Below are 26328 nucleotides of genomic sequence, written 5' to 3'. Positions count from 1 at the left end.
CTACCTTACTGGAGATACCTTCATGCAGATTCAACATAACGATCGGCAACAGCTTAATGACCTGGTCAACGGATGGATCCACCGCGATCTTGGCGAATGGGCGCAGCTACGGGATCTCTTTCATCCAGACGGCACCATTGAGATCACCTGGTTTGAAGGGCTGGCGAGCGATTTTGTCGACGGCTCGATGCGTATGGGAGCGTCAGACCTGCGCACCAAGCATCTCATTACCTTACCCCGCATTACCTTCAATGCCGAAGGAACCAAAGCCACGCTGGAAACTAACGCGGTGATTATTGCCGAGAACGTTAAACTGAATATCGGTTGCGAATGCCATAACCGCTTTTTCGATCTGGCGGAAAAACGTGATGGCGTGTGGAAGCTGTTTCATCGCCAGAGCGTTTACGACATGGGCACATTCACCTTCCCACAGGGCTGGGTAGAGATAGACCCTGGCGTGGTTGCCCGCTATCCTCGCGAATATGCGCCGCTGGCCTATTTGCTGGAAAAGAGCGGGTTCCCTCTGGGTCGCGTTTTTGCTACCCGCGGCAGTGAGCTGGAAACCAGAATGAAGGCGGAAGGGCAGCGCTGGCTTGCGGCCTGATGCACGGGCATTCATGCGCGGCTATCGCCGATGCGAGCCGCGCTGAATGTTTAAAAAATATTCCCTGACAATGAGGGATTTATACCGAACTTAATATATTCCTCAGTAGATTCTCATACTAAAATATATCTCCTGTGTCATGGAGGAATTAATTATTGCTCTTGAATAACGCAATAATTGTTAAATTTGGAGGCCGTTGTGACACATAAGGGTAAGTTTTGTTGTGGTCTGTAATATAAACTGCTGGTTTATTAAAAGACCGTGACTATTATGATTTTAGTTAATTTGTTTTTGCGCTGCTTGTTTTTATCGCTGGCGACCAGTGTTGCTATTCTATGCCTACATATCGATGTCAATATTCTCAAAAATAGCCTGTCTGAAATCTCGCTCACTGAGATTGTTCAGGAGTCAATCCTCTTCCTTATCGTCCTGATTCACCTCGTCGCTGCACGTAAGCAACCCGACATGCGCCAATGTAATGTCTTGATTGCTGGCTTCTTTATGGCCATGCTGATCCGAGAACTCGACGGCATCTTCGACCTTATCCACCATGGCAGTTGGGTATGGTTTGCGCTGATAGTCAGTATCATTACGGTTGCCTATGCCTCTCGCCAGCCTCAGCGGGTATTAAATCAGCTCACCCTATATACGGCGAAACCCGCCTTCGGAATGATGCTGTCAGGATTATTAGCGACGCTGGTATTTTCTCGCCTGTTTGGTATGTCCTTGCTCTGGCACTCGCTTTTACAGGATGGCTACGTCCGGGAAGTGAAAAATATGGTGGAAGAGGGGACTGAACTCTTCGGCTATATTCTCTGCCTGGCGGCCTCGGTGGAAATATTCCGTCAGCCGAAGGTCAATCATCGTTAAATTCTCCGCACAAAAATCATCGCGCTTTTAAAGGCTTCCTTTGGGAAGCCTTTTTTATGCCCATTGCACAGGCGACGACGGGAGCCCAGCGTAAGTCACCGGGATTTTCCTGACGGGCACCGTTTTCTACGCGGAAGTAGTCCGAGGAGTAACCGTATGTTTTGCACCGCTTAATAATTGCAGGTAGGATGCTTCGCGGCAGTTTTATCCCTACGCAGAATGACGGGAAGAACGGCACGGGATTTGATGGATATGCGTTCCATATTCATTTGAAAATCTTATGTATTCCATAAATCAGACAGGTACAGGGAAATAATGGAAACACAAAACACACAGGCTGCGGATCAACGTGCGGCAAAACGACGCTGGCTGAACGCCCACGAAGAGGGGTATCACAAAGCGATGGGTAACCGACAGGTGCAGATGATCGCCATCGGTGGCGCCATCGGTACCGGCTTATTCCTCGGTGCAGGTGCGCGTCTGCAGATGGCTGGCCCCGCGCTGGCGCTGGTTTACCTGGTTTGCGGCATCTTCTCGTTCTTTATTCTTCGCGCGCTGGGCGAACTGGTATTACACCGTCCGTCGAGCGGCAGCTTCGTCTCCTACGCCCGTGAGTTTCTCGGTGAAAAGGCCGCCTACGTGGCAGGCTGGATGTACTTCGTCAACTGGGCGATGACCGGCATTGTTGATATCACCGCCGTGGCGCTCTACATGCACTATTGGGGCGCGTTTGGCGATGTGCCGCAGTGGGTGTTTGCGCTGGGGGCGCTGGCGATTGTCGGCACCATGAACATGATTGGCGTGAAGTGGTTCGCCGAAATGGAGTTCTGGTTTGCGCTGGTTAAAGTGCTGGCGATTGTGGTGTTCCTCGTCGTCGGGACCGTGTATCTGGGCAGTGGAAAACCGCTGGATGGCAACGCTACCGGCTTCCATCTGATAACCGACAACGGCGGCTTCTTCCCGCACGGCCTGCTGCCTGCGCTGGTGCTGGTACAGGGCGTTGTCTTTGCCTTTGCCTCCATTGAATTAGTGGGGACAGCGGCGGGCGAGTGTAAAGACCCGCAGACCATGGTGCCGCACGCTATCAACAGCGTTATCTGGCGTATCGGTCTGTTCTACGTGGGCTCGGTCGTACTGCTGGTGCTGCTGCTGCCGTGGACGGCCTATCAGGCGGGGCAGAGCCCGTTTGTGACCTTCTTCTCCAAGCTCGGCGTGCCTTATATCGGCAGCATCATGAACATCGTGGTACTGACGGCGGCGCTCTCCAGCCTGAACTCCGGCCTCTACTGCACCGGGCGCATCTTACGCTCGATGGCGATGGGCGGTTCCGCACCGAAGTTTATGAGCAAAATGAGCCGCCAGCACGTGCCGTACGCGGGCATTATGGCGACGCTGGTGGTTTACGTGGTGGGCGTGTTCCTGAACTATCTGGTACCGTCTCAGGTCTTTGAAATTGTTCTGAACTTCGCCTCGCTGGGGATTATCGCCTCGTGGGCGTTTATCATGGTGTGCCAGCTACGTCTGCGCAAGGCCATCAAAGAAGGCAAGGCGGCGGATGTGAACTTCAAGCTGCCGGGCGCACCGTTTACCTCGTGGCTGACTCTGCTATTCCTGCTGAGCGTGCTGGTCCTGATGGCGTTTGACTACCCGAACGGCACCTACACCATCGCTTCACTGCCGCTGATTGCTATTCTGCTGGTGGCTGGATGGTTCGGCGTACGTAAGCGCGTCGCGGAAGTTCACAGCACCGCACCGTAACCTGCTCGCAGGCCTGATAGCATCGCTATCAGGCCTGTTTTTCTTAGAACATCCGGAACCGATACTCAATAATCGCCTCAGACGACAGCGTATGCGTTCGCGTATAGCGGCCGTTGGTCAACACCGGCGTTTTACCGCTGGTTTTATAAGACCAGCCGGGGCCGAACATCAACCATACTGTCAGGTTCTTCATTGGCGGCGCAGAAGGCGTCCAGCGGGTAAAGGCATTAATCTCGCCGGTACGTACGTGGTTATCCTTATAGTTGAACTGAGCGATATTTCCTGCCAGCCCAACGGCCAGATCCGGCGTGAGCTTGTAGTCGGAGATATTGGCCAGCACCAGTTCGCCATCGCGCATATAGTCGTCACCCGCATAGGCCATTGAGATAAAGGTGCCGCGTGAGTTTTTACTCATGTGACGCGGGTAGAAGCCCACTTCGTTCTCTTTTTTGGCACTGGTATAGCCTACGCCCCACTTTGTACCCCAGCGTTCCGCCTGCCAGGTCGCATCCACGGCGAAGTGCCAGGCGTTATGGTCAAAATCGCGCTTATTGGCTGGCATTGCCAGATACTCATCCAGTGCCTCAGTGGCGTAAATCTGCGTGCCAATATTCAGATGGCTAACCGGGCGCAACTGGGTAAATAACAGATGACGGCGCAGATAGTTTTCACTCTCACCGTAGCCATATTGCAGGCTAAACGGCTGGCTATTCCACAGCAATTCACCGGAAGCCAGGTGATTGATTTTAGCGCCGGTATTTGTCTGGAACTGCTTCTTATCCGGGGAGTTACGGTCCATCGAATTTTCGACATAGGCACCTCGCAGAGTGAGGTGGTCATAGCTGACCCCACCGCTAATGCCTGAGTAGGTCGTTGGGGATAAACGGTTGGATGTGGAAATCACCCCGTAGTTTTTCAGCACCTGCCAGCCCCAACGAGCGTTAAGCTGAGCGTCTCCGGCCAGATATTTTAATTTAATATTTCGTTGACCGAATTTTGAATAGCCCTCCGCGTTGCTTTTTTTATTACCCTCTCCGTTATTATAAAGTACTCCTCTGGAGTTAAAGTAATCGCTGGCACCCAATTTTACTGCGCCATAATATACGGCATCAACGCCGATAAAATCTGCAAAATACCCCGATTGATAATCCACGGCTACGCCTTGGCCCCAGGCGTTATGGACGTGCGTAGGGTTAGCATTTTCCTCCTTCAGATATTTCCAGTAATTCTTCAGTGATAGCGTCATTGACGCGTCGCTGAAAAAAGGATCGGCAAGATAATTATTTTCAGTATGGCCCATATCGGCAGCCCATACGGGCGTATAGCTGCCAAGCAGCAGCATCGCTGTCGCCAGTGTGTTCATTTTCATTGTGGTATCCCAGAATAGCGCCGCGGGAAAAGGGGGCCGCGGCTTAATAAATGTGCAACGCTATTATTGATTTTTCAGACGCAGTTTGCCGGTTTCAATGTATTGCAGTGAGCCAATTTCCGGTACGCTGTAATGCCCATCTTTATAGATAATTTTGACGACGGCGGCGTTAGCCAGCGGCTTATTTTTGTCCGGTGAATCGGTAAGATCGGAAATCATAATCTGCATAGCGGTTCCCGATGAAATGGCCAGCACGGTTCTATCGCCATTTTGCTGAGCTTGCTTGACGATAGTCGCCAGCGCGGCCTGAGTACGGTTTTTTACCTGCGCATAATTCTCGGCGAGCCCTTTAACGTCCGCCTTTGCCAGCGCATCCTGGGAGTCCTTCACCGGCAGGGTGCCCGCCTTCATGGCATTGAAAAGCGCAGCGGCGTCGGCCATCCCCAGTGCGTGGGCGCCTGCATTGGCCATATCTTTGTTGAAGCCGCCCTCAAAACCGCCAAAGAACGCTTCACGCAGCCCCGGCAGTTCATTGAGATGGTACTGGGTTACGCCGATTTGTTTGAGGATAACGGCCATGGTTTCCCGCTGGCGGCCTGCATCGCTGGAGTAAAAACTATCGAATTTGATGCCCTTTAACCCTTCGCCAAGATAGCGGGCCACCTGCACACCCTCTTCGGTGAGCGGCGTATCCGCCCAGCCCTGAACGCGGTCAAAGGTATTAAACAGCGTCTTCCCGTGACGGGCAAAATAGACGGTAACCGTATCATCCTGAGCTGAGGGCGTCGTATCTGCCGCAGAACAGGTGGCTATACTGGCTAGCGCCGCTAAAGCAACAAACCACTTTTTCATCGGATATCCTTTTTATATTGCTTATAAAACAAAAAAACCTGCGCTCTTACTCAACCGCTTAAATTGCATGGTTGAGAAATAACGCAGGTTTTGCCTGTTGAAAACAGTAACAATCCAGTTTGGCCGGACAATATCACCATCAAAATAGAATGGCAGTAATTATTTTTTTATATATCGATATTTGTGATCATCCTCAAGTCTTGCTTTTCGATAATTCATATAAGAATTTCCTACATAATAATGCGCCAGTAGTTACTCGACTAAATTAACTTTCGGGTCAGGTGTATATTTATCCGTCAGTATTTGATGCTCGTCACAGAATGCGGGTGGCGAGTCTGGACGTTAGTCCTCATAACGGTTATTTTCTCATCCATATCAGGATTGCTACTGAATAAAGGCAAAACCTAAGAAATTTTCTACTCAACGCGAGTGGGGGATTTCTTAGGTTTTTTTTTGCTTGTTATTTGGACCTATTAATAACCCATAAGGAGTCATCATGAATTTACCAAAGATCGTTGCATCGGTGCTGGCAATATGCGCATTTTCTGCCCAGGCGGGGAACGCGCCGCTGAAAATACTGATTGTGAATGATGATGGTTGTGAATCCCCGGGCAGTACTTCGCTTCAGGATAAGCTTAAGGCGAAAGGTTATGATGTCTGGATGGTCGCGCCCGCCACTAATCAGAGCGGCATTGGTTCTGCTATCACCTTTAAGACCGGTAAAGTTTTTGATGTGAAAAAGGTTGCCGAACAGCGTTACTGCTTCCCGGGCACGCCTGCGGACGCCGTGGACTTCGGGCTAAATGGCTTGCTGAAAAAGGCCGCGCCTGATCTGGTGGTTTCTGGTGTTAACGATGGACCAAATACCGGTATGGCGCAGGTGAACTCCGGTACCGTCAGCGCGGCGGCTCGCGCCGTACGCTACGGCGTTCCGGCGATTGCCGCCAGCATCGGCTATCGTTTTACCGAAGAGGAGATGAAAAATGGCTGGCCAAGCACGCATAAATACTGGCCCGACTCCGTGGACTATGTCGTGAGCGTGGTGGATAAACTGAATGCCCAGCGCACACAGGGTAAACCGTTATTGCCGTTGGGCACCGGGCTCAGCATTAACTACCCGGCCCTGGCGACTGCGGAGATTAAAGGCGTGCACTACGTTGAAAATCAGCGCTTCCCGGTCGCGCAAATTGGCTACGATATTCTCGCAGACGGTAAGGCCAGACAGACGATGAACCCTGAGTCTCTCAAAGTGGTTATGGATGACACGGATTCCGGCTGGTTGAATAAGGGCTACATTACCTACACGATTTTTGATGGCTCCTGGAATGCTCCGCAATATGAAGCGCAATATCAGGCGTTGCTGAAACCCTGAGAGCTAACTTAACCCCACGCCGTAGCCGCTGGTGCCGTTGCCAAACATATCGCGCGCCACCAGCCGCGTGCAGCGTAGCGATGGATTCGCAATAGAGCATGATTTTCCGGCTTGTCCGCTGCGACAAGACAAAACCTTACACGCGCACCCCTTGCGCATTGATGAGGATTGTTTATGATTCGGCTGTTCTGAAACGTCTGGTAATTTATGCGAAATCGTCAGCTTCTTGCGAAAGGGTTCTTGATAGTGACCTGCCTCGCCATGGCTCTTTGCCTGGTGCAGCGGGCCGTTTATCTGCACCATTTTCTCGAGCAGGCGGGCAACCCGGTTCAGACTATCTCCACGCCAGCAACGGACGAATCCCAGGTTGGGCCTTCGCCATGCCAGCTTAGCGCCAATTCGCTGTTGTGCGCACAACCTATTTTCTTCGACGGCGCGCTGCCTGCCGTTATCGTCTTCCTGGCCCTGATTCAGCTATTCGCTGAAGTGCGTGCGTTCGTCTTTCGCGACGTGCCCAGACGGCCACCCACGGTCCGAATACATCTCAAAAACTGCGTTTTCCGTGAATGAATCATCGTTCTGACGACGATTGATTATTTCATTTACGGAGAAAAAATATGTTGAATATCTTCAGGGGATTATTGCTCCTGTTGCTCGCCTGCGTGGGTTCTGCTCACGCCGCCGATACCGGGTGGCTCACGTCAGGGCAAAATGACCACGCTAAGATTCGTTTCCAGGCGGAAAGAGGCAAGGATCGCCTGTATGGCCTGCTGACCGTTGAGCTGCAATCCGGCTGGAAAACCTACTGGCGATCGCCGGGAGAAGGGGGCGTAGCGCCTGAAATTCACTGGAAAAACGGTGAAAAAGCGCAGTGGTACTGGCCGACTCCCTCGCGCTTTGAAATTTCGGGGCTGACCACCCAGGGTTACCATAATCGGGTGGTTATTCCGATGGTTATCACCGGTAATCCAGGCGATGTGCTGGACGGTACGCTGACGCTCTCGACCTGTAGCAACGTCTGTTTGTTAACGGACTACCCGCTGCATCTCGATTTTAATCAGCCGGTTGACGGCCAGTTCCAGGATGCCTTCGAGCAGGCAATGCGGACTATCCCGGCGGAAAATGGTCTGTCGGATAATCTGGCGGCGCACCTCGCGGGCGATCGTCTGGTCATCACCGGTACCACCGCGGGCGCATGGCGTACCCCGGGTATCTATTTCGATCCGCTGGACGGCGGCATTATTCCCGGCGACCCGAACATAAAAACCGACGGCGCGACGTTGACCATCAGCGCACCGGTTACGGACGAATGGGGCGATAAACCGAAGACGCTGGCGGGTAAAACGCTCTCGTTCGTTCTCACCAGCGATGGCAAAGCGCAGCAAACTACGCTGACGGTAGGCGCCGACGAATCGACTGTGGCACCGCCTCAGATTGCCCGAACTGGCATCGGGCAGATACTGCTCTTCGCGCTGCTTGGTGGGTTGATCCTCAACCTGATGCCCTGCGTTCTGCCGGTGATGGGAATGAAGCTGAGCGCCGTGCTTCATGCGGGCTCAGATACACGTAACATTCGCCTGCGTTTTCTGGCAACCAGCGTCGGGATCCTGTTCTCTTTCGCGCTGCTGGCGGCGATGGTGACCGCGTTGAAGTTAACCGGCGCGGCGCTGGGGTGGGGCATCCAGTTTCAGAGTCCGTGGTTTATCGGCCTGATGGTGGCGGTGACCTTTATCTTCGCACTGAATCTTTTTGGTGTCTTCGCGCTGCTGTTGCCGTCATCTGTGGCGAGTCGCATGGCCACCGCGGGGGGAAGCGGCTGGCTCGGGAGCTTCTTCGAAGGCATGTTTGCCACGCTGCTGGCCACGCCGTGCTCGGCACCGTTCCTGGGTACCGCCGTCGCCTTTGCTTTGGGTGCGCCGTTGCAGGAGCTTTGGCTTATCTTTATTGCGCTCGGCGTCGGGATGGCGATTCCCTGGCTGTTTGTGGCGCTGGTGCCGAAAACCGCTGCGCTGTTGCCGCGCCCTGGCCGTTGGATGGCTATCGTCAAAACCCTCCTGGCCTTGATGATGCTGGCCTCAAGCCTGTGGCTGGCATCATTGCTGAGCCAGCATCTGGGTGAGTTTGTCAGCAATGCTGTCATCCTGTTATTGGCGCTCGCTGCGCTGGCGGCGGTCTTTATTCGCGGCCCGCGCAGTGGATTTGCGTTCTATCTGGTGGTGTTCGTGCTCACGGCGCTGAGTGGTTATCAGCTTCGCGGGTTGATTCACGCTCCTGCGACACCTGAGCGCGCAGCGAAGGCCAGTGCGGATATCCGCTGGCAACCGCTCAGCGAAGACGCCATTGCGCAGGCGCTGGCCGACGGCAAGCGCGTTTTCGTTGATATCACCGCCGACTGGTGCGTGACCTGTAAGGTGAACGACATGCGCGTACTCACCCAACCGGAGGTTATCGCTGCGCTGAATGCGCCTGATGTGGTGGCGCTTCGCGGCGACTGGAGCAAGCCGTCTGATGCGATATCAGCTTTCCTGCAAACGCGTAATCGTTACGCCATCCCCTTCAATGAAGTTTACGGGCCGGGCCTGCCGCAGGGAGAGACGCTCTCTCCACTGCTGGACTCGTCATCTCTGCTTCGCGCTCTGAAACATGCCAAAGGTTAATGCACCATGAAATACACGCTTCTTTTTACGCTTTTGATGACCGCCTCTTTGCAGGCTTTTGCGGCTCCCGCTCTGACGCCCGCCCAGGAGGCACGCGTTCAGGAACTGGTACAGGAAACGTTGCTCAAGCATCCAGAAATTCTGGCCGCGGCGGCGGATAAGCTGGACCAGCAAAATGCGCAGGCGAACCAGCAGCAGCTGAAAAAGGTTATCGCGCAATATAATGATTTTCTGTTTCATGACCCGAATTCCCCGCGGATTGGCGCGACAAAACCACGCCTGACGCTGGTGGTCTTTACCGACTACAACTGCCCGTACTGCAAAAAGTTCGATCCTTATCTGGAGAAGATCGTCGCCAAATATCCGGACGTTGCCGTGGTCTTTAAATTCCTGCCTTACCGCTCGGAAAGCTCGGTCACTTCGGCACGAGATGCCCTGACCGTCTGGCGTGCGCACCCTGAACAGTTCATCAAATTCAACGATGTGCTGATGGCGAAAAAGGGGTATCACGATGATGCCAGCATTGCGCAGGCGAAAAAGAAAGCTGGCGTGGTGGTGGACACGCCGGATGACGAAAGCCTGGTGACGGTGAAGAAGAGCCTCGCGGTAGCACAGGAGCTAGGCATTCAGGGTACTCCCGCGACGCTTATCGGCGATGAAATGCTATCGGGCTGGGTTCCCTACGAAGATTTTGATGCTATGGTCAGCGAAGCGCTGAAAAAACAGTAAGTTTATTCACGGGGGAGGAATCCCCCGTTCACGGAGAAACGAGGATGAAATCGATTGTCTTAACGTCGCTGGCGCTGCTTCCGGCGTTTGCCTATGCCAGCGCGCCGCTTCCCGATATCGTAAAGCGTTTTAGCGAGCAGCAGAACATTACCATTATCAAAGAGGTGGATGCCCCCGGCGGCCTGAAAAGCTGGGTGGGACAGTATCAGGACATGGGCGTTAACCTGTTCCTGACACCGGATGGTAAGCATGTGGTTTCCGGCTACCTTTATGACGATAAAGGGAAAAACCTGAGTGAAGGGTATTTCACTCAGGCCATTTACGTGCCGATGGGTCATGAGATGTGGAAAAAACTCAACGCGGCCCATGCGCTGAAAGAGGGCGCCGAGACCGCACCGAGAAAGGTCTTTGTGTTTGCCGATCCTTTCTGTCCTTACTGCAAAGCGTTCTGGGCGGCGGCACAGCCTTGGGTTGAGGCAGGCCATGTTCAACTCAATACGCTGCTGGTGGCGTTTCTTAACCCGAAAAGCGGTCGCAACGCGACGGCCATCCTTAATGCGCCGGACCCGGTAGCGGCCTGGCGGGATTACGAGCTGTCCAACGGTAAGAAATTGCCGCGTTTTGACGGCGTCACGCCGCGCGAAACCTTCAATCTGCTGCAAGCGCATCAGAAGATGATGGATGACTTAGGGGCGAACGCGACGCCAGCGATTTACTATATGAACGACAAGAATGAGCTGCAGCAGGTGGTGGGGATGCCTGATGAAAAACAGCTTGAGGCGATGTTTGGCCCGAAACCCTGATAGCGATGTTGGTCACTCGGTGCGGGTTTCCCCCTCACCCTAACCCTCTCCCCAAAGGGGCGAGGGGACCGATAGGAGGCGTGGGTAAGTCTGGTACCGTTTTTCTCCCTCTCCCTTCCAGGGAGAGGGTTGGGATGAGGGTAATGCCTGGCACTAGTTCCAGGTCGGAAAATAATCACAAATTACACGGTAATTAAACAGGCTATTTTCCATAATTACCCATAGTAGATATTTAGTTATTCCAGATATACCGCGTTAGGGGTATTTTACTAATAAGTAAAATGACACTTATTTACGTTCGGCTGGAGAATCTTTAACAGGAAGAACGCTATAATGTCCTGGCACCAGGGGAAATATTAATCATTCTTTATCAACGAGTTATATGCTATGGATCAGCAAATGTATATCACTACCCGAAGTCAACGTTACCTGCAGACTAAACCCCCTTCAACACCCTAGTTATCTTTGCTGTTTCCTCTGGCATCTGTTCTGTTTTTGTCTCCATGCATCGACGGTTATTAGTCCTGCCTGTCGTATAGGACACGCTTCGTCTTTCAATATGCTTATTAACACGACAAATTCACTTTGAAACGTATTGCATCCTGGGAGCCAGGCCCTGTCATCGAACTTCGCATTGGCTATTCTCCCGGCTTGCCACAATGCTGTTTTATCATCAAATTAAGGATTTCGTTATGACCCGTATCTCTTTCTGGAAAGGCGTAATGGCGTGGGTCAAGCTCGCCTCGCTGCTTTTTCTCACGCTGTTCGTTCTTCTCGCGTTGCCGCATCTGGGCGTCACGGAGATGAATTTCTCGGTGCAGTTTTTATCGTTTAAAATTGTGATCGTACTGTTTATCGTCGCTTATCTGGCGTTTGTGTTTTCTTACGGCAAACTGCGCTTAAAGCGCCGGGGCTTTTTGATGGCGGGCGTGGGGCATATTCTGGCGGTGGCGCTATTTAGCCTGCTGTTCTATCCGATCGTCGGTTTTGCGATTGCGCTATTTTATCTCGCCGTCGCGTATAAATTTGCGAGCATTAAGATTGGCTGCCAGTGTGAAGCGATGGGCTAATGGTGATGATAGGTTACCGATGCGGGTGCATCGGTAACCCATCAAGCCATCAGGAAGGGTCTTTAATACCGTTCAGCAGCTTTCTCACCCGTGGGCCAAGTATCCAGAATAGCACCAGGATAATCAGCAGAAGCAGTGCCGACAGTCCTTTATGGTTATTGATGAGGATAAAAATCATTGCCAGAGTCAAGGCGTGAATCCTTATTGTTGTGCGTTGTGTATTTTATGTCGCGATGGGATTAGCCCCAGACGCGAATAAAGTTAGTTGCGACAGTGATAACTACCCACACCAGTAAATAATAACGGCGGGAATCATTACGTGATTCCAGAGCGGCAAAATAATTAGCGCTATAAAATGCGGAAATAATAATGGCGACGGTGATGACAATATGCCAGACACCTTCTCTGATACCGATAACGGCGCTAATGGAGGCAAAGCAGATAACGATAGCAACGCCGTTCAGGGCATTGCACATCAACCAACCCCACAGGCTAGATGGCCTGCTAAACATCTGTTCAAGTCTTAAAACCAATTAATTATTCATCCCGTCAATGCAAAGAGCGCTATAAAATGCATTCTATAGCCAGGCAGGGAGTTGACTAAAATCAAATTTAACGGTTTCTATAGGGAATTAATCTGAAACTGATATATATCAATTTACGCAATATTTTGTGCGTTTCATCTGTTTTAAAAATAGTAAAATCGATAAACCGCTATGATATATAAAGATAAAATGAAGAGATGTAGTGTTTTATTTTTACTGGTATTTTCTATTTATTACCCACTTGGGGTGAGGTTAAATGCTACTGTTTAGCGAATGATAATCACTACCTTTATTATTATTTTGGCAGGATATTACTCGCGTTAATAACGGTTTCACAATAGCGATCGTTGATCGCTAAAATAAAAAAGGCAGGCCGGATAGCGCTTCGCTTATCCGGCCTACAATGTTGCCTTAACTCACCAGCATGAGTTTACTATTTCTCAGGCGTATAGCTCAGGACCACCTTATCATCAGGAATATGGGTGAATTGGGTAATCAGCTGATGATAATCCGCCAATGGATCGACATCTTTAAACTGCGTCGGGTAGAAAATCTTACTCAGCGTCTCGATGGCGATAATGTTGTACGGGTTGTTATAGAAGTGATGGTACAGCGCACCGGTATGACCCGCGACGACGGCTGGAATACTGCTCACGCCCTGACGCGCCAGCAGCGCATTAAAGGCGCTCACCACATCAGCCTGCGGAACGTTGTAGCCAAATGGAATAATCGCCGTCCCTTTCCCCGGACGTTTGGAACCCGTCATTAGGTAGTAATCCGGGTTCATGGAGATGATTTTCTCGACCGAGATATTCCCGGTTGCGCCCGGCAGCAGCTGTGAGCCGATGTTCACGCCGCCCGCCGCTTCCACCAGACCGCCCCAGCCATTGCGTGCATGGGTGAAGCAACAGCCGTTATCCAGCCCCGCAACCCCGGCAATCGGCTCGATAAACACGAGGGGTTTTTTCTCGACCTTGGCCAGACGCTGGTGAATAGTGTCCAGATGCTGCTGATAGAAGTTGATATAGGCCTGCGCGCGTTCGCTCTGACCCAGTACCTTACCGAGCATCGCGATGCTTGGCATGGTGTTCTCAACCGGATGCAGTTCGTAGTCAACGAAAACAACCGGCACGTGCAGCGCGTCAAGCTTTGCCAGCACGCCGCTTTGCACCAGCGAAGGCTTCGCACGCAGCTGGGCAATCATCAGATCCGGATGGCGAGAAATCACCGTCTCCAGGTCTACGTTCCCCTGGTCGGAGAATTTCATATCGAGGATTTTATCCGCCTCGGGCCATTTCCGCTTCAGCACGTTCCAGGTTTCGGTATCCTGCTTTTTCGGCAGGTTGTTCCACGCCACCACTTTGGCGAACGGATTGTCGCGCTCCAGCATCGCCAGCGTCAGAATATCGCGCCCATCCTGCAAAATGATGCGCTGCGGCTCCTGCGTAACCGTCACCGTCCGGTTGTCCATATCTTTGACCGTGACCGGCCAGTTGCCCGCCATGGCCAGCAGCGGTGAAAACAGCAGCGCTGCGCCTAATATTGCCTTCTTCATCGTCATGATTTCCCCGTCTTGCGATTATTGTTATGTCGTTAAACCATCGACCACCACGTGCGGTAGCCCTTGTGAACAATGTTCGACCCGGCCGCGCACGCCGTAAACGGTCGCCAGGTTTTGTGGAATGACCACCTCATCCGGCACGCCGCTTGCGACCAGCGCGCCGTTTTTCATCATCACGGCATATTCGGCGTGACGCAGGGCAATGTTGATATCGTGGATAACCACCACGGTGACGATATTGCGCAGCCGCGTCTCTCTGGCGACGATATCCATCACGTGAAACTGATAGTTGAGGTCAAGCGCACTGAGAGGCTCATCGAGCAGCAGCAGATCCGGCTGACGAACCAGGGACTGCGCCAGGCCAATCAGCTGTTTCTGGCCGCCGGAGAGCTGGTCGAGGAAGTGCATCGCCAGATGGGCGACGCCGAGTTTTTCCAGAATGGCGTAGGCTTCCTGCTCAGCGTTACCCTGGTGATAGCCGCTGGCGCGTCGCGCCACGATAACCGACTCCAGCGCGTGCAGGTGCACACCGGCAGGCAGCGACTGAGGCAGATAAACCACCTTTTGGGCACGCTTAGCCGGTATCAGCGTCATCAAATCTACGCCGTTCAGCGACAGTACGCCCTGCGCGGGGTTGAGATCCGCCAGCGCGCGCAGCAGCGTTGACTTACCTGAACCGTTGGGGCCGAGCAGGGCGGTAATCTTGCCCCGCGGCAGCAGCGGTGTGGTCAGGCCATCGATGATTTTCTTTTTGCCATACCCGGTATGCAGGTCGCGAATCGACAATCCATCCATCACAGCGTCCCTCGGTGGCGAATAATAATGCTCAGGAAGAACGGCACGCCCACGAGTGACGTCACGATGCCCACCGGAATAATGACTCCGGTGACGATATTCTTAGACACCACCGACGCCAGCGACAGCACCAGTGCGCCAATCAGCATGCTGCCGGGCAGGTAGAAGCGATGGTCTTCGCCGAACATCATGCGGGAAATATGCGGAGCAACGAGACCGATAAAGCCAATTGGCCCCACAAACGCCACGGTCAGCGCCGAGATAATGCTGATGCGCAGCAGCGTGGCCAGACGCAGCTTGCGTACGTTGATACCAAAGCTGACGGCGCGGTCTTCGCCAAGACGCAGGGCGGTGAGCTTCCAGGCATTTTTCAATGACAGCGGGGCGATAATCAGCAGCGCGACCGCCAGAATGGCGAGCTTATCCCACGAAGCGCGGGCCAGGCTGCCCATCGTCCAGAACACCAGTCCCTGCAAGGTATCTTCGCTGGCAACGAACTGTAAAATAGAGATTAGCGCGTTAAAGGTGAAGACCAGCGCGATACCAAACAGCACCACGCCGGAGGTTGCTACCCGCGTCCAGCGGCTGATGCCGTCGAGAATAAAGCAGGCCATCAGCGCAAAGACAAAGGCGTTAACCGAGATAAACCACTGGTCGGGAATGCCCGGAATCCCAAGCCCCAGAATAATCGCCAGCGCTGCACCGAACGAGGCGGCAGAAGAGACGCCGAGGGTAAACGGGCTGGCAAGCGGGTTGTTGAGGATAGTCTGCATCTCCGCCCCGGCAAGCCCTAAGCCCATGCCGACCAGAATGGCCATTAGTGCGAACGGTAAACGTAGCTCCCAGACGATCACGCGGGTGCCGGGGTCCGCTGCGTTGGCGTGGAACAGCGTTTGCCACAGCGTGGATACCGAGATACCCGAGGGGCCGAGGGTGAAATCAAGCAGCAGGGAGCAGAGGATACAGAGCAGCACGACACCGGCAAGCAGGTAACGCTGCATAACCACCCGGCGGTAGCGGGCGGCAATCGCCAGCGCGGGAGAGTCGGCGCTGGAGGCAAGGCTGGAATTCATCGGATAACCTTATGGAACAGGGTAAATTCAGTGAACCTCCCGCCTGTCCCGAGGCGAAAAATGCAGGATATCCAATATCCTGGAGAGTGCTCGCGACAATATATTGAATTGATAATGCTTATCAATTCAATATGAAAATAATTAGCGTTCCATTGATTATTTGTTTAACTAAAACCCTTACTCCGGCGCTCCCCCAGAAAGGGAGGCAGAGAAAACCTGCACCAGGCTTACCAGCAACGCTAATCTGTCCCCTAGCCCTTCCGGGGAGAGGGCTAGGGTGAGGGGGTAATGCACCACAATAACCACGTACTCAATAAGCCCAATCCCCAATTTCCCCACCCGATAAATGTGACCGCCCCCGCTAACCCAACAGCATGCCGGTTTTGTCCTGTTTAATGTCATCTCTGTCCGTTGTATCAGAACGCCATCCAGCATTTGATGAGGCATCAGATTTTCCGACCGCAAAAGCCTGGAGGATGAGAGAGATGACCCATCAGATTACCCTTCGTTTTGAAGACGGCGCGATGCAGACCATCACGTGCCGTACCGGCGAGACCGTTGCCGACGCCGCGTTGCGCGCCAGAATCAGCATTCCGCTCGACTGTCGCGACGGCGTCTGCGGAACCTGCAAGGCCACCTGCGCCTCAGGTGACTATCAGCATGGTGATTACGTTGACGATGCGCTCTCAGCCGAAGAGGCCAGCGCGGGCAGGGTACTGACCTGCCAGATGCGCCCGTCCAGCGACTGCGTGGTAGAGATAGCCGCTGTTTTAGATGCCGCCTGCGTGGCGACCTATCAGGGGCATATCACCGCCTGCCGTACGCTATCGCCGACCACCTTAACGTTCTCCATTGCGCTAGACGACCGGCAAGCACTGAGCTTCCTGCCGGGGCAGTATGTCAACGTAACGGTGCCCGGCACTGACCAGACGCGCTCGTACTCCTTTAGCTCCGGGCCGCAGGATGCGGAGGCCTCGTTCGTGGTGCGTAATGTGCCGCAGGGGCTGATGTCGACCTGGCTTAGCGAGCATGCCCGCGTGGGTGATGCCATATCGTTTCGTGGGCCGATGGGCAGCTTCTACCTGCGCCCGGTGGAGCGTCCGCTCCTGTTTCTGGCGGGCGGTACCGGGATCGCGCCGTTCCTGTCGATGCTGGCCGCGCTGGTGGATGACCACGCGACGCACCAGCCGGTGCACCTGATTTTTGGCGTGACCCGCGATGAAGATCGGGTGGCGCTTGAAGTGCTCGACGACTATGCGCGTCGGCTGCCAAACTTCAGCTATCGCTGTACCGTCGCCGACCCGGAAAGCGACTATCCGCACAAAGGCTATGTCACTCAGCATATCGATGCGGGCATGCTGAACGGCGGTGATGCCGACGTTTACCTCTGCGGCCCACCGCCGATGGTGGATGCCGTGCGCAGCTACCTGGACGCCGAAGGGCTGACGCCGCGCAACTTCTACTACGAGAAGTTTGCTGGCGCAGGGCAGGCGGTGCCGAGCGTGGTGCCACCGCTTGCCGCGGCGGATGTGGACGATGCCTTTGACCTGCGTCTGGCGCTGGAGTTGGGTGCCGTTCAACTGACCATGGGGCGGCTTAGCGGCGAGCAGCTAACCACCTTCCGTCGCCTGGCCGACGCCACGGCGGCGTTCGTCTCCGGGCGGCGTTTTATTGACGTGCCGCGCTACGTGGAAGCTAACCATGCCTTCCATCAGTTCCTGATTGAGGCTACCCGCAATGCGCAGCTGATTGCGCTCTACGCCCAACTGACGGTGCGTGACTATATCGACCGCGCGCTGACCATCAGCGTGGAGATTGTCGGTGACATCGTGCAGCAGCATCGGGATTTGGTCTCGGCCTTTGAATATGGCGATCTCAACGCCGCCCGCGATGTGCTGGTCCAGCACGCGCAGCACTCGCGTACCACCATGAGCCGGGCGCTGGCGCTGAAAACGGCACCTGCCGCCCCGCCGCTGACCGTCGCACCGTCTGTGCCGGAAGCCGAAGCTCTGCGCTGTCCGTTCCACGATCTCCTGCCGCCTTCGCTGCCACCGTATTCCCACGAACTGGCGTGGCCAGAGGGGTTAGCGCCCTTCAAAGTGGTGGATGACGGCGCTCAGGGCGACCCGTATGAACACTACCGCTGGATGCGCGAACATGCGCCGGTGCTTCGCTGCCAGTCGGCCACTACCGACGTCTGGTTCCTGTCGCGCTATGACGATGTCTACCAGGCGATTCGCAATCCGAAGCTGTTCTCCTCCGAAGTGGTCAGCCCGCCGCCGCTGACCTTCCTCACCCTGTTCGATGCGCCGGGGCATACCCGCCTGCGCAAAGTGGCGCAGCCGTCGTTTATGCCGCTCTCGCTGGAGCCGTTTATCCCCGAAATTGAACGCCGCGCCGAAGCGCTGATTGACCAGATGCTGGCCAACGGCGGTGGCGATGTAGTGGAAGATTTTGCCATTCCGCTCAGTATCGCCACCATCTCGGCAATGATTGACGTGCCGAATGAAGACGAAGAGAAAATGAAGTTCTGGTCTGACGAAACCTTCAGCTACTTTGGCCGTCTGGCGCGCAACGCCCCCGGTACCGGCACCGATGAGCAGAGCGCGATGGCCTTCTTTGCCTATCTGAAAGAGGCGATGGAGCGGCTCTATCTCAACAACAGCCAGTCCATCGGTGGCCATATTGCCCGTATGTGGAAATCGGGGATGCTGAACGAAAAAGAGGCCAAAGAGCTGTGCGCCTTCGTTTTTATCGCCGGGCACGATACCACCACCATTCTGGTGGCCAACGCCTTCCGCATGTTTGCCGAACAGCCGCAGCTGGTCGCGCGTCTTCGTGACAATGAAGAGGATGCCGACCGCTTTGTGGAAGAGGTGGCACGCTATCGTGGCACCGTTCAGCGGGTGAGTCGTATCACCACCGAAGCCACCACGGTTGCAGGCATAGAGATACCCAAAGGGGCGGTGATACGCCTGCTGCTGTCGGCGGCGAATCGCGATAGCCGCAAGTTTATTGATGGCGAAACGTTCAATATCGATCGCGACAGCAGCGGGCATCTCGGCTTTGGTAACGGTATTCACAAGTGCCTTGGTCAGCCGTTAGCCAAGCTTGAAACGCTCATTGCCGCGAAGCTGGTGGCGCGCAAGGTGGGAGATATTCGCCTCGACCCGGCACGCCCTATCCAGTACGTCCGCGGCAATAACCTCACCAACTCGGGCCCGGAACATCTGTTTGTGCAGATGCGCCCTCACGAAGATTAGGCTGAACGTGACAGTCGGCCCTGTTCCTGACGACGGTATTCGGTGGGCCGCAGCCCGGTCTGTTTGCGGAAAAAACGACCGAAGTAGGCCTCGTCGCGAAAGCCGAGCTCACGGGCTATCTGCTTGACGCTGAAGCTGGAGTACACCAGCAGCCGTCGGGCCTCGTGCACGGCACGGCGGTCGATAGCCTCAATGGCGGAGATCCCGAACGCCTCGCGACAAATACGGGTGAGCTGGCCGGCGGAAATGCCCATGGCATCGGCGTAGCTGGCTACCGACTGGCGGGTACGGCAGCGTTCGTCGAGCAGCAGACGAAAGCGTTCAATGCGGGCGACCAGGGCGGCGCGGGCCGGGTTGCCTGCCAGACGCGCTTTTTCGCTCAGGCGGGCAATCTGCACGAACAGCGCAATGGTCAGCGCCAGCCCAGCGGTGTACTGCCAGCGTTCCGGGTGTTCCGCCTCACGGCCAATAGCATCGAACAGTGCTTCCAGCGGTGCGCCGCGGCGGGTTGCCGGATCAACGGCCAGCACCGCAGGCGTACGCACAAAGGTCAGCAGTTCAGGGGCGGCGGTCATGGCGACGGACTCAATTGCCGACTGCACGGTAGTAATGACATGCCCATCAACGTCATTGCGAAAACGAAAACCGTGGACGGAACGGGCCGGAATAACCACCAGACACGGCGCTTCCAGCTGCCATATCTGCCCGTCAATCGACGTCTCACCGCCGCCGTGGGTGATGTACAGCGTCTGGATGAGCGCCTCGTGAAAGTGCGGCTCAATCTCGAATCCGAAGCGGCTGGCCCGCGACGGAATACGCTCATGGTGCACGCTTTCAACGGCAGTGGGAGAGTCCTGTGCGCCGTAAAGGGCGTAGTTAGGCAGCGTTCGGCGGGCGTTTACGTGAGCGGGCATGATGCCGGTTTTGTCCTGTTTAACTGAATGGCGCCTTGATGGCGAATAACATTAATTCGGTGATAAAACGCGCAATTGCGCAAGTGCTGAATCTTCATCTTGTGACGTGAAGTAGGGCGGAAAAACGCTGCTTCTCTATAGCGGTGAGCGCAAAAATTTGCGCCAGAACACACTTCTTCGCAATTGTCGAAAAGTGCAGGTTTTGGTGTGAAAGTCCCCTTCTTTTTCCACAGTGGGCTGTGAAAAATGCATATGTAACGTTTTTATAACATCAGCAAAATAATAAAAATCATTCATCTGTGAGGTACCCTATGGCTGTAGAACTCCCCGTCCGCGAGTGCGACGTACTGGTGATTGGCAGCGGCGTCGGCGGGCTATCGGCAGCGGTGACCGCGGGCCTGGATGGGCTGGATGTCCAGGTTATCGAAAAAGAGGCGGTTTTCGGCGGCACCACCGCGTTTTCCGGCGGCGTGCTGTGGATCCCCGATAACCATCTGGCGCGCCAGCAGGGTATTGAAGATAGCCAGGCCGCGGCGCGAACCTACCTGCTGGGCGAAGCAGGCGACAGCTTCCGCCCGGAGGTGGTGGACGCCTTCCTCAAAAACGGCCCGGACATGCTGCGCTTTTTTGAAGAAAACACCCGCTTTCGCTGCAACCTGTACCAATACCCCGACTACCATCCCGATGCCCCCGGCGGCGTGATGCGCGGCCGCTCGGTGGTACCGGAGGCGTTTGATATCCGTGAACTGGGCAAGTCCATGCGGCGCCTGCGCAAACCGCTGCGCACCATCACGTTCATGGGGATGATGTTCAGCTCCTCAAACAACGACCTGAAGCACTTTTTTAATGCCACTCGTTCGCTGAAATCTTTCGCCTACGTGGTTAAGCGCCTGAGCCGCCACCTGCTGGAAGTGGCCCGCTATGGGCGCGGGATTACCGCCAATGGCGGCAACGCGGTGGTCGCTCGCTTAGCCTGCTCCGCACAGGATCTCGGCATACCGATTCACACCGGCGTGGCGGCGAAAGATTTGATCGTGGAACGCGGCGTGGTGCGCGGCGTGGTGGTTGAACTGAACGGTGAGCGGATTAACCTGTTCGCCCGACGCGGTGTGGTGCTGGCCTCCGGCGGTTTTGCCCGTGACGACGCGCGATTGAAAAAACTCTACCCGCACGTGCGCCGTGGCGGCATTCAACTTTCCCCGACGCCGCCCGGTGCGGATACCGGCGACGGCATTGCGATGGCCGAGCGCATTGGCGCTCGCTTTGACGACAGCTATGCCAACGGGGCGGCGTGGATCCCGGCCTCAAAGGTGCAGATTGGCCGTCGGTCGTATGTGTTCCCGCATCTGGTCGACCGCTATAAGCCCGGTTTTATCATGATCAACCGCCACGGCGTGCGCTTTTGCAACGAGGCTGACTCCTATCACGATGTCGGTATCGCCATGATTGAAACCTGCCGCGAAGACCGCGAAACCTTCGCCTGGCAAATCTGCGATCGCCGGGCGCTGCGTAAATACGGCATGGGGTTTGCTAAACCTGCGCCGATCCCCGTCTCGGTTTACCTGAAAAGCGGCTATCTGCTGGAAGGGAAAACCCTGAGCGAGCTGGCGCAGAAAATGGGCGTTCCCGCTGAAACGCTGGTAAGCACCGTTAACCACTACAACGCCGACGCGCGTCAGGGCAAAGACCCACAGTTTGGGCGCGGTGAGTCGGCTTATAACCGCTATCTCGGCGATGCCAACCATCAGCCGAACCCGTGCGTCGCACCGATAGCACAGGGGCCGTTCTACGCCGTGAAGCTCTATATGGGCGATCTCGGTACCTTCCACGGTCTGAAAACCGACGGCGAAGCGCGGGTGCTGGATAACCAGGGGCTGCCAATTCCGGGGCTTTACGCCGCCGGTAACGAGATGGCGAGCGTGATGGCGGGAAGCTACCCAGGGGCCGGGATCACCATCGGCCCGGCGGCTACCTTCGGCTATATCGCCGCCCGCAGCATGGCGGCACGCGGTGATACGGCATTGCAGCCAGAGCGCGAAGCCTCATAAATCAGGAGAGTATGATGTCTACACTTTTTAGTCCATTACAGGTCGGCCCGCTGACGCTGGCAAACCGTATTGTTGTCCCGCCGATGTCGCAGTACTCCGCGCAGGCGGACGGCATTGCCACGCCCTGGCACGCCCAGCACATTGGCGGACTGGCGATTTCCGGTGCCGGAATGGTGATTTGCGAGGCCAACGGCGTCACCGCGGACGGGCGCATTACCCCGCATTGTCTCGGGCTGTGGAATCGCGAGCAGGCGCAGGCACTACAAAAATTGCTGGCTGATATTCGTACCTACAACAACACGCCGATTGGCGTGCAGCTCAACCACGCGGGCCGCAAGGCGGGCACCAATGCGCCGTGGCGTAATCAGGGGACATCGCTAACGGATGAAGAGGGCGGTTGGCCGACGGTGGCCCCTTCAGCCATCCCGTATAAACCCGGTTGGCGCGTACCGCAGGTGTTAGACGAAGCGGGAATGGCACGCATTACCCAGGGCTTTGTTGATGCCGCCCAGCGGGCGCTGAACGCCGGGGCCGATTTTATTGAGCTTCATGCCGCCAACGGTTATCTGTTGAACCAGTTTCTCTCACCGCTTAGCAACCAGCGTGAAGATAACTACGGCGGTAGCCCGGAAAACCGTATGCGCTTTCCGTTGCAGGTGGCGCGCGCGCTGCGTGAGGTCTGGCCGAAAACCCGTCCGCTGGGCGTGCGCTTTAACGGCGGCGAATTTGCTGAAGGCGGCTTATCGCTTGATGAAGCAGTAAGGTTTGCCCGCGAACTGCATGCACTCGGCTACGACTATCTGCACGTTTCCGGCGGCTATAACATCTACAACCAGACGCCGGATGCCGACAAGCCAGGCTATATGGTGCCGTTTGCCGAAGCGGTGAAAAAGGCGCTGCCGCAGGCGGTAGTTATTACCGTCGGGCTGATTTACGAAGCGCCGCAGGCCGAGGCGATTGTGCAGGAAAAACGGGCGGATCTGGTGGCGATTGGCCGTGGGATGCTGGATGATCCGAACTGGCCGATTCACGCGGCTATCGCGCTTGGCGAAACCGCGCCGTGGCCAAAACCCTACGATCGCTTTGGACCGCTTGGCTGGCCGACGCATCAGATTCAGGAGGTTAAATCATGATGTTGCCGATCATCGATCACCGTATTTACACTATTCGTCTGCGCAAAATGAACGAGTTTCTCGAGGTATTTGACCGTCTGGCGATGCCGGTGCTGCGAGAGACGCTGGGCAATCCGCTGGGGTTTTACACCAGTTTTGTCGGCCCGCAGAACCAGTTTGTGCACCTGTGGGGTTACGAGAGCCTGGCGGAGTACGAACGTCGTAGTTACCTGCGCGACACGCATCCGGATTTTGCCGCCTATCTTAAAGCTTCTGAGCCGTTTATTGTGGCGCAGGAGACGCGGTTGATTCGGGCGACGACGATAAAATAAGCTAGTAAAACGTAGGCCTGATAAGCGCAGCGCCTTCAGGCAACCCAGCGCAGATTGCCGGATGGCGGCGTTGCCTTCTTCGGCCTACATGTTTACCAACGGAGGCACCATGAACCTCGCCAACAGCATCCCGGTTTTCAAACTATACGGCGAAAGCTGGCACTGGCCGACGCCGGACCTCCTGCACTGCGAGTCGATTCAAAGCCGCAGCAGCCTCTATGACTGGAGCATTCGCGCCCATCAGCACACCGATCTGGTGCAAATCCTCTATATTCAACAAGGGCAGGGTGAAATTGAGATTGAAGGCGTCCGCCAGCCGTTCACCGACGCCTGCGTGCAGATTATGCCAGCGCTGTGCGTCCACGGCTTTCGCTTCTCGCCGGGAACGCAGGGGTATTCTCTATCGCTTGCCGCGCCGCTGGTGGCCAAGTTTGAACAACAGTTTGGCCGCCCGCTGCAGGTGCTAAGCCGCGCCGTTCGCGTGCCGGTTGGTGACGCGGGGGCGCAAATTCATACCCTGTTTCAGACGCTACAGCAGGAGTACCAGGCCGATAACGACGCGCGCGACATGATGCTGCATTCGCTGCTTAGCGCGCTGATGGTCTGGCTTAACCGTCAGACCAGCGGGCCCGTTGAAGTGAGCGATAAGGTAGAGCGCAAACGCACCGCCATTCGCCGTTTTAACCAGCTGGTGGAAAACCACTACCGTGAACATTTCCCGCTGGCGCACTACGCCCGCCAGATTGGCATGTCTGGGGTGCATCTCAATACGCTATGCCGCGAGTTCCACGGCTGCAGCGCGCTCAGCGTGCTGCACCAGCGCCTGTTGCTGGAAGCTAAACGCAGCCTGCTTTATACCAGCATGACGGTCAGCCAGATTTCGGACTACCTCGGCTTTAGCGATGCCACCTATTTCTCCCGTTTTTTTCGCCGCAGCACCGGCCTCTCGCCGCGTGATTTTCGCGAGAAGCCGACGCAGGAATACGCTGAACCTGCTCAGGCTATATAGCGTTTAACGGGTAAAGCCCGGGCGCGGCAATTTGCCCATCAGCATGGTCGGCAGGCCGCCGTCGACGCCAATTTCCGCCCCGTTGATATAGCTCGATTTATCGCTCAGCAAGAACAGCACCGCATTGGCAATATCGTCCGGTTTGCCAATGCGCTGGCTGGCGGTAAACGCCTCACGGCTCTCACGTACGCCCGGCTGCGCGTAATACTCGGCGGTCAGCGCGGTTTCAATCATCCCCGGGGCGACCAGATTACTGCGAATCCCGTCCTGACCCCATTCCACGGCAATCTGCTGTGACAGCAGACCAACGGCGGCTTTACCGGGACTATACGCGCCGCTCCACGGCTGCGGAATGCGTCCGGAAATGGAACCGATATGCACAATGCTGCCGCGCTTTGCCGCTCGCATATCGTGGGCGAATTCGCGGGCGCACAGCAGGTAGCCGGTCAGGTTGACGTTGAGCTGGGTCTGCCACTGTTCAAGACTAATGTCCGCCAGCCCCGCCGGGCGTAAAATGCCCGCCGCGTTGACTAGCCCATCGCAGGGGCCGAGCAGCGAACGCACGCTTAGCGCCGCTTCTTTAACCTGCTCTTCGCGGCTGACGTCGCAGGCCACCGCCACGCGTTTTCCTGGTAGATGCTCAAGCTTCTGCCGCACTGTCTCGCAACGCTGTGGGTTGCTGTCGAGTAGCGCGACGTTGGCGCCCTGTTGCGCTAACGCGGTGGCAATGGCTTCGCCGATGCCGCTTGCCGCGCCGGTGACGGCAAATACCTTGCCGCTGAGATCGAGCCAGTTCTGGGAAGCGTGCTGTTCAGTCATGGTTTTCTCCACGTTTTAATAGGGTACAGATGCTCTGTCATTGTTTGATGCACGGCGGGGAAAGGGAATGCACGAACGACAACCAGACGGGGACTTTTGTGTATGAGATGGGCTAATCTGTGAATTCAGTACGCCACTCCACTACCACGAGGCCCACGATGGACCATCCAGCAGCACGCACGATTCTTGATCTTTACCAGCGTCACGCCGAGGCGTTTTACCAGCAACGCTCACGGACGCTGTTTGAGCAGCGCTGGCTGGATAAACTGCTGGCGGCGATGGGGAGTGCTGGGCGAATGCTCGACCTCGGCTGCGGCAACGGCCAGCCGATTGCCGACTATTTTATTCAGCAGGGCTGTGCCTTGACCGGCGTCGACGGCGCGCTGGCGATGCTGTCCCGCGCCCGCGCGAATTTTCCCCAGCAGCGCTGGCTGCACCATGACATGCGGACGTTAAATCTTGATGAGACCTTCGACGGGCTGATCGCCTGGGATTCTTTCTTCCACCTCACCCAGGACGACCAGCGCCGCATGTTTCCCGTCTTTGCTCGTCATAGCCATCCCGGCAGCGCCTTGATGTTCACCAGCGGCACAGGTCATGGTATCGCCATGGGGAAATTTGAAGGGGAACCGTTGTTCCACGCGAGCCTGGCGCCCGACGAATATCGGTCGCTGCTGGCGGAAAACGGTTTTGCGGTGCTGGAGATGAAAATGGAAGACCCCGAATGTGGCGGGCATACCGTATGGCTGGCGAAGCAGGCTGGGTAGGGCAAA

24 protein-coding genes and 1 pseudogene are annotated in these 26328 nt (G+C 55.6%); 16 read left to right on the top strand and 9 right to left on the bottom strand.

Annotation, left to right across the window (positions count from 1 at the left end):
- The first annotated feature begins 22 nt into the window (after positions 1 to 22).
- The 3 genes from MY052_RS15370 (at position 23) to ansP (ending at position 3232) form a co-directional block, all read left to right on the top strand.
- Positions 23 to 604 (top strand): nuclear transport factor 2 family protein, encoded by a 582-nt coding sequence (locus MY052_RS15370; RefSeq protein ID WP_248537342.1) that lies wholly within the window; start codon positions 23 to 25, stop codon positions 602 to 604.
- Positions 605 to 874: 270 nt separating this feature from the next.
- Positions 875 to 1474 carry a transporter gene (locus MY052_RS15365; protein WP_248537341.1) on the top strand — a complete coding sequence of 200 codons (600 nt, stop codon included), beginning with the start codon at positions 875 to 877 and terminating at the stop codon, positions 1472 to 1474.
- A gap of 315 nt (positions 1475 to 1789) precedes the next feature.
- Complete coding sequence (ansP, locus tag MY052_RS15360; protein WP_248537340.1) at positions 1790 to 3232, top strand: L-asparagine permease; 1443 nt, start codon at positions 1790 to 1792, stop codon at positions 3230 to 3232.
- Between the two features lie 43 nt (positions 3233 to 3275).
- Here ansP and MY052_RS15355 read toward each other — a convergent pair whose 3' ends face one another.
- Both MY052_RS15355 and MY052_RS15350 read right to left on the bottom strand, forming a co-directional pair.
- Entirely contained in the window at positions 3276 to 4532 is a 1257-nt protein-coding gene (locus MY052_RS15355; RefSeq protein WP_376753166.1) for an OprD family outer membrane porin, read from the bottom strand.
- Between the two features lie 132 nt (positions 4533 to 4664).
- A complete protein-coding gene (locus MY052_RS15350) occupies positions 4665 to 5453 on the bottom strand; it encodes a histidine phosphatase family protein (RefSeq protein WP_248537338.1) in 789 nt (262 codons plus the stop codon).
- Between the two features lie 496 nt (positions 5454 to 5949).
- Here MY052_RS15350 and surE point away from each other — a divergent pair, with 496 nt between their 5' ends.
- The 6 genes from surE (at position 5950) to MY052_RS15320 (ending at position 12084) form a co-directional block, all read left to right on the top strand.
- A complete protein-coding gene (gene surE, locus MY052_RS15345; protein ID WP_035896332.1) occupies positions 5950 to 6825 on the top strand; it encodes a 5'/3'-nucleotidase SurE in 876 nt (291 codons plus the stop codon).
- Between the two features lie 207 nt (positions 6826 to 7032).
- The gene (locus MY052_RS15340) at positions 7033 to 7395 is read left to right on the top strand and encodes a hypothetical protein (protein WP_035896333.1); all 363 of its coding nucleotides are present in this window, start codon (positions 7033 to 7035) and stop codon (positions 7393 to 7395) included.
- Positions 7396 to 7442: 47 nt separating this feature from the next.
- Complete coding sequence (locus tag MY052_RS15335) at positions 7443 to 9482, top strand: protein-disulfide reductase DsbD family protein (RefSeq protein WP_248537337.1); 2040 nt, start codon at positions 7443 to 7445, stop codon at positions 9480 to 9482.
- 6 nt (positions 9483 to 9488) lie between these two features.
- On the top strand, positions 9489 to 10211 hold the full coding sequence (locus MY052_RS15330; protein WP_202216061.1) for a DsbA family protein: 723 nt from the start codon (positions 9489 to 9491) through the stop codon (positions 10209 to 10211).
- A 44-nt stretch (positions 10212 to 10255) separates the two neighbouring features.
- The gene (gene dsbG, locus MY052_RS15325; RefSeq protein WP_248537336.1) at positions 10256 to 11014 is read left to right on the top strand and encodes a thiol:disulfide interchange protein DsbG; all 759 of its coding nucleotides are present in this window, start codon (positions 10256 to 10258) and stop codon (positions 11012 to 11014) included.
- A 692-nt stretch (positions 11015 to 11706) separates the two neighbouring features.
- Complete coding sequence (locus MY052_RS15320; RefSeq protein ID WP_248537335.1) at positions 11707 to 12084, top strand: hypothetical protein; 378 nt, start codon at positions 11707 to 11709, stop codon at positions 12082 to 12084.
- 49 nt (positions 12085 to 12133) lie between these two features.
- Here the strand turns inward: MY052_RS15320 and MY052_RS15315 are convergent, their stop codons facing one another.
- The 5 genes from MY052_RS15315 to MY052_RS15295 form a co-directional block, all read right to left on the bottom strand.
- Positions 12134 to 12274 carry a hypothetical protein gene (locus MY052_RS15315; RefSeq protein WP_185064460.1) on the bottom strand — a complete coding sequence of 47 codons (141 nt, stop codon included), beginning with the start codon at positions 12272 to 12274 and terminating at the stop codon, positions 12134 to 12136.
- 49 nt (positions 12275 to 12323) lie between these two features.
- On the bottom strand, positions 12324 to 12560 hold the full coding sequence (locus MY052_RS15310) for a hypothetical protein (protein WP_035897698.1): 237 nt from the start codon (positions 12558 to 12560) through the stop codon (positions 12324 to 12326).
- Between the two features lie 502 nt (positions 12561 to 13062).
- Positions 13063 to 14190: an ABC transporter substrate-binding protein gene (locus MY052_RS15305; RefSeq protein ID WP_248537334.1), complete on the bottom strand. Its 1128-nt coding sequence runs from the start codon at positions 14188 to 14190 to the stop codon at positions 13063 to 13065.
- A gap of 24 nt (positions 14191 to 14214) precedes the next feature.
- Complete coding sequence (locus MY052_RS15300) at positions 14215 to 14988, bottom strand: ABC transporter ATP-binding protein (RefSeq protein WP_369708712.1); 774 nt, start codon at positions 14986 to 14988, stop codon at positions 14215 to 14217.
- The gene (locus MY052_RS15295; RefSeq protein WP_373995168.1) at positions 14985 to 15986 is read right to left on the bottom strand and encodes a FecCD family ABC transporter permease; all 1002 of its coding nucleotides are present in this window, start codon (positions 15984 to 15986) and stop codon (positions 14985 to 14987) included. The genes MY052_RS15300 and MY052_RS15295 overlap by 4 nt, the downstream gene beginning before the upstream one ends.
- 557 nt (positions 15987 to 16543) lie before the next feature.
- Between MY052_RS15295 and benC the strand changes: the two are divergent.
- A pseudogene (benC, locus tag MY052_RS15290) lies at positions 16544 to 17551 on the top strand (benzoate 1,2-dioxygenase electron transfer component BenC); the annotation flags it as partial.
- Positions 17552 to 17644: 93 nt separating this feature from the next.
- Positions 17645 to 19321, top strand: coding sequence for a cytochrome P450 (locus MY052_RS15285; protein ID WP_248538953.1), 1677 nt, complete (start codon positions 17645 to 17647; stop codon positions 19319 to 19321).
- Here the strand turns inward: MY052_RS15285 and MY052_RS15280 are convergent.
- Positions 19318 to 20235 (bottom strand): helix-turn-helix domain-containing protein, encoded by a 918-nt coding sequence (locus MY052_RS15280; RefSeq protein ID WP_248537332.1) that lies wholly within the window; start codon positions 20233 to 20235, stop codon positions 19318 to 19320. The genes MY052_RS15285 and MY052_RS15280 overlap by 4 nt on opposite strands.
- A 311-nt stretch (positions 20236 to 20546) precedes the next feature.
- On the opposite strand from MY052_RS15280, the gene MY052_RS15275 reads away from it, so the two are divergent.
- The 4 genes from MY052_RS15275 to MY052_RS15260 all read left to right on the top strand — a co-directional run bounded on the left by MY052_RS15275 (position 20547) and on the right by MY052_RS15260 (position 24736).
- Positions 20547 to 22283, top strand: coding sequence for an FAD-dependent oxidoreductase (locus tag MY052_RS15275; RefSeq protein ID WP_248537331.1), 1737 nt, complete (start codon positions 20547 to 20549; stop codon positions 22281 to 22283).
- 14 nt (positions 22284 to 22297) lie between these two features.
- Complete coding sequence (locus tag MY052_RS15270) at positions 22298 to 23416, top strand: NADH:flavin oxidoreductase/NADH oxidase (RefSeq protein WP_248537330.1); 1119 nt, start codon at positions 22298 to 22300, stop codon at positions 23414 to 23416.
- On the top strand, positions 23413 to 23727 hold the full coding sequence (locus MY052_RS15265; protein WP_227675099.1) for an NIPSNAP family protein: 315 nt from the start codon (positions 23413 to 23415) through the stop codon (positions 23725 to 23727). Before MY052_RS15270 ends, MY052_RS15265 begins: the two co-directional genes overlap by 4 nt.
- Positions 23728 to 23836: 109 nt before the next feature.
- Positions 23837 to 24736: a helix-turn-helix domain-containing protein gene (locus tag MY052_RS15260; protein ID WP_202216053.1), complete on the top strand. Its 900-nt coding sequence runs from the start codon at positions 23837 to 23839 to the stop codon at positions 24734 to 24736.
- A 3-nt stretch (positions 24737 to 24739) separates the two neighbouring features.
- Here the strand turns inward: MY052_RS15260 and MY052_RS15255 are convergent, their stop codons facing one another.
- On the bottom strand, positions 24740 to 25555 hold the full coding sequence (locus tag MY052_RS15255) for an SDR family NAD(P)-dependent oxidoreductase (protein ID WP_248537329.1): 816 nt from the start codon (positions 25553 to 25555) through the stop codon (positions 24740 to 24742).
- A 158-nt stretch (positions 25556 to 25713) separates the two neighbouring features.
- Here MY052_RS15255 and MY052_RS15250 point away from each other — a divergent pair, with 158 nt between their 5' ends.
- Complete coding sequence (locus tag MY052_RS15250; RefSeq protein WP_248537328.1) at positions 25714 to 26322, top strand: class I SAM-dependent DNA methyltransferase; 609 nt, start codon at positions 25714 to 25716, stop codon at positions 26320 to 26322.
- Positions 26323 to 26328 lie beyond the last annotated feature (6 nt).

It is taken from the genome of Kluyvera ascorbata, assembly GCF_023195735.1.
GTDB lineage: Bacteria > Pseudomonadota > Gammaproteobacteria > Enterobacterales > Enterobacteriaceae > Kluyvera > Kluyvera ascorbata.
This window is presented reverse-complemented; position numbering and strand designations above follow the sequence as displayed.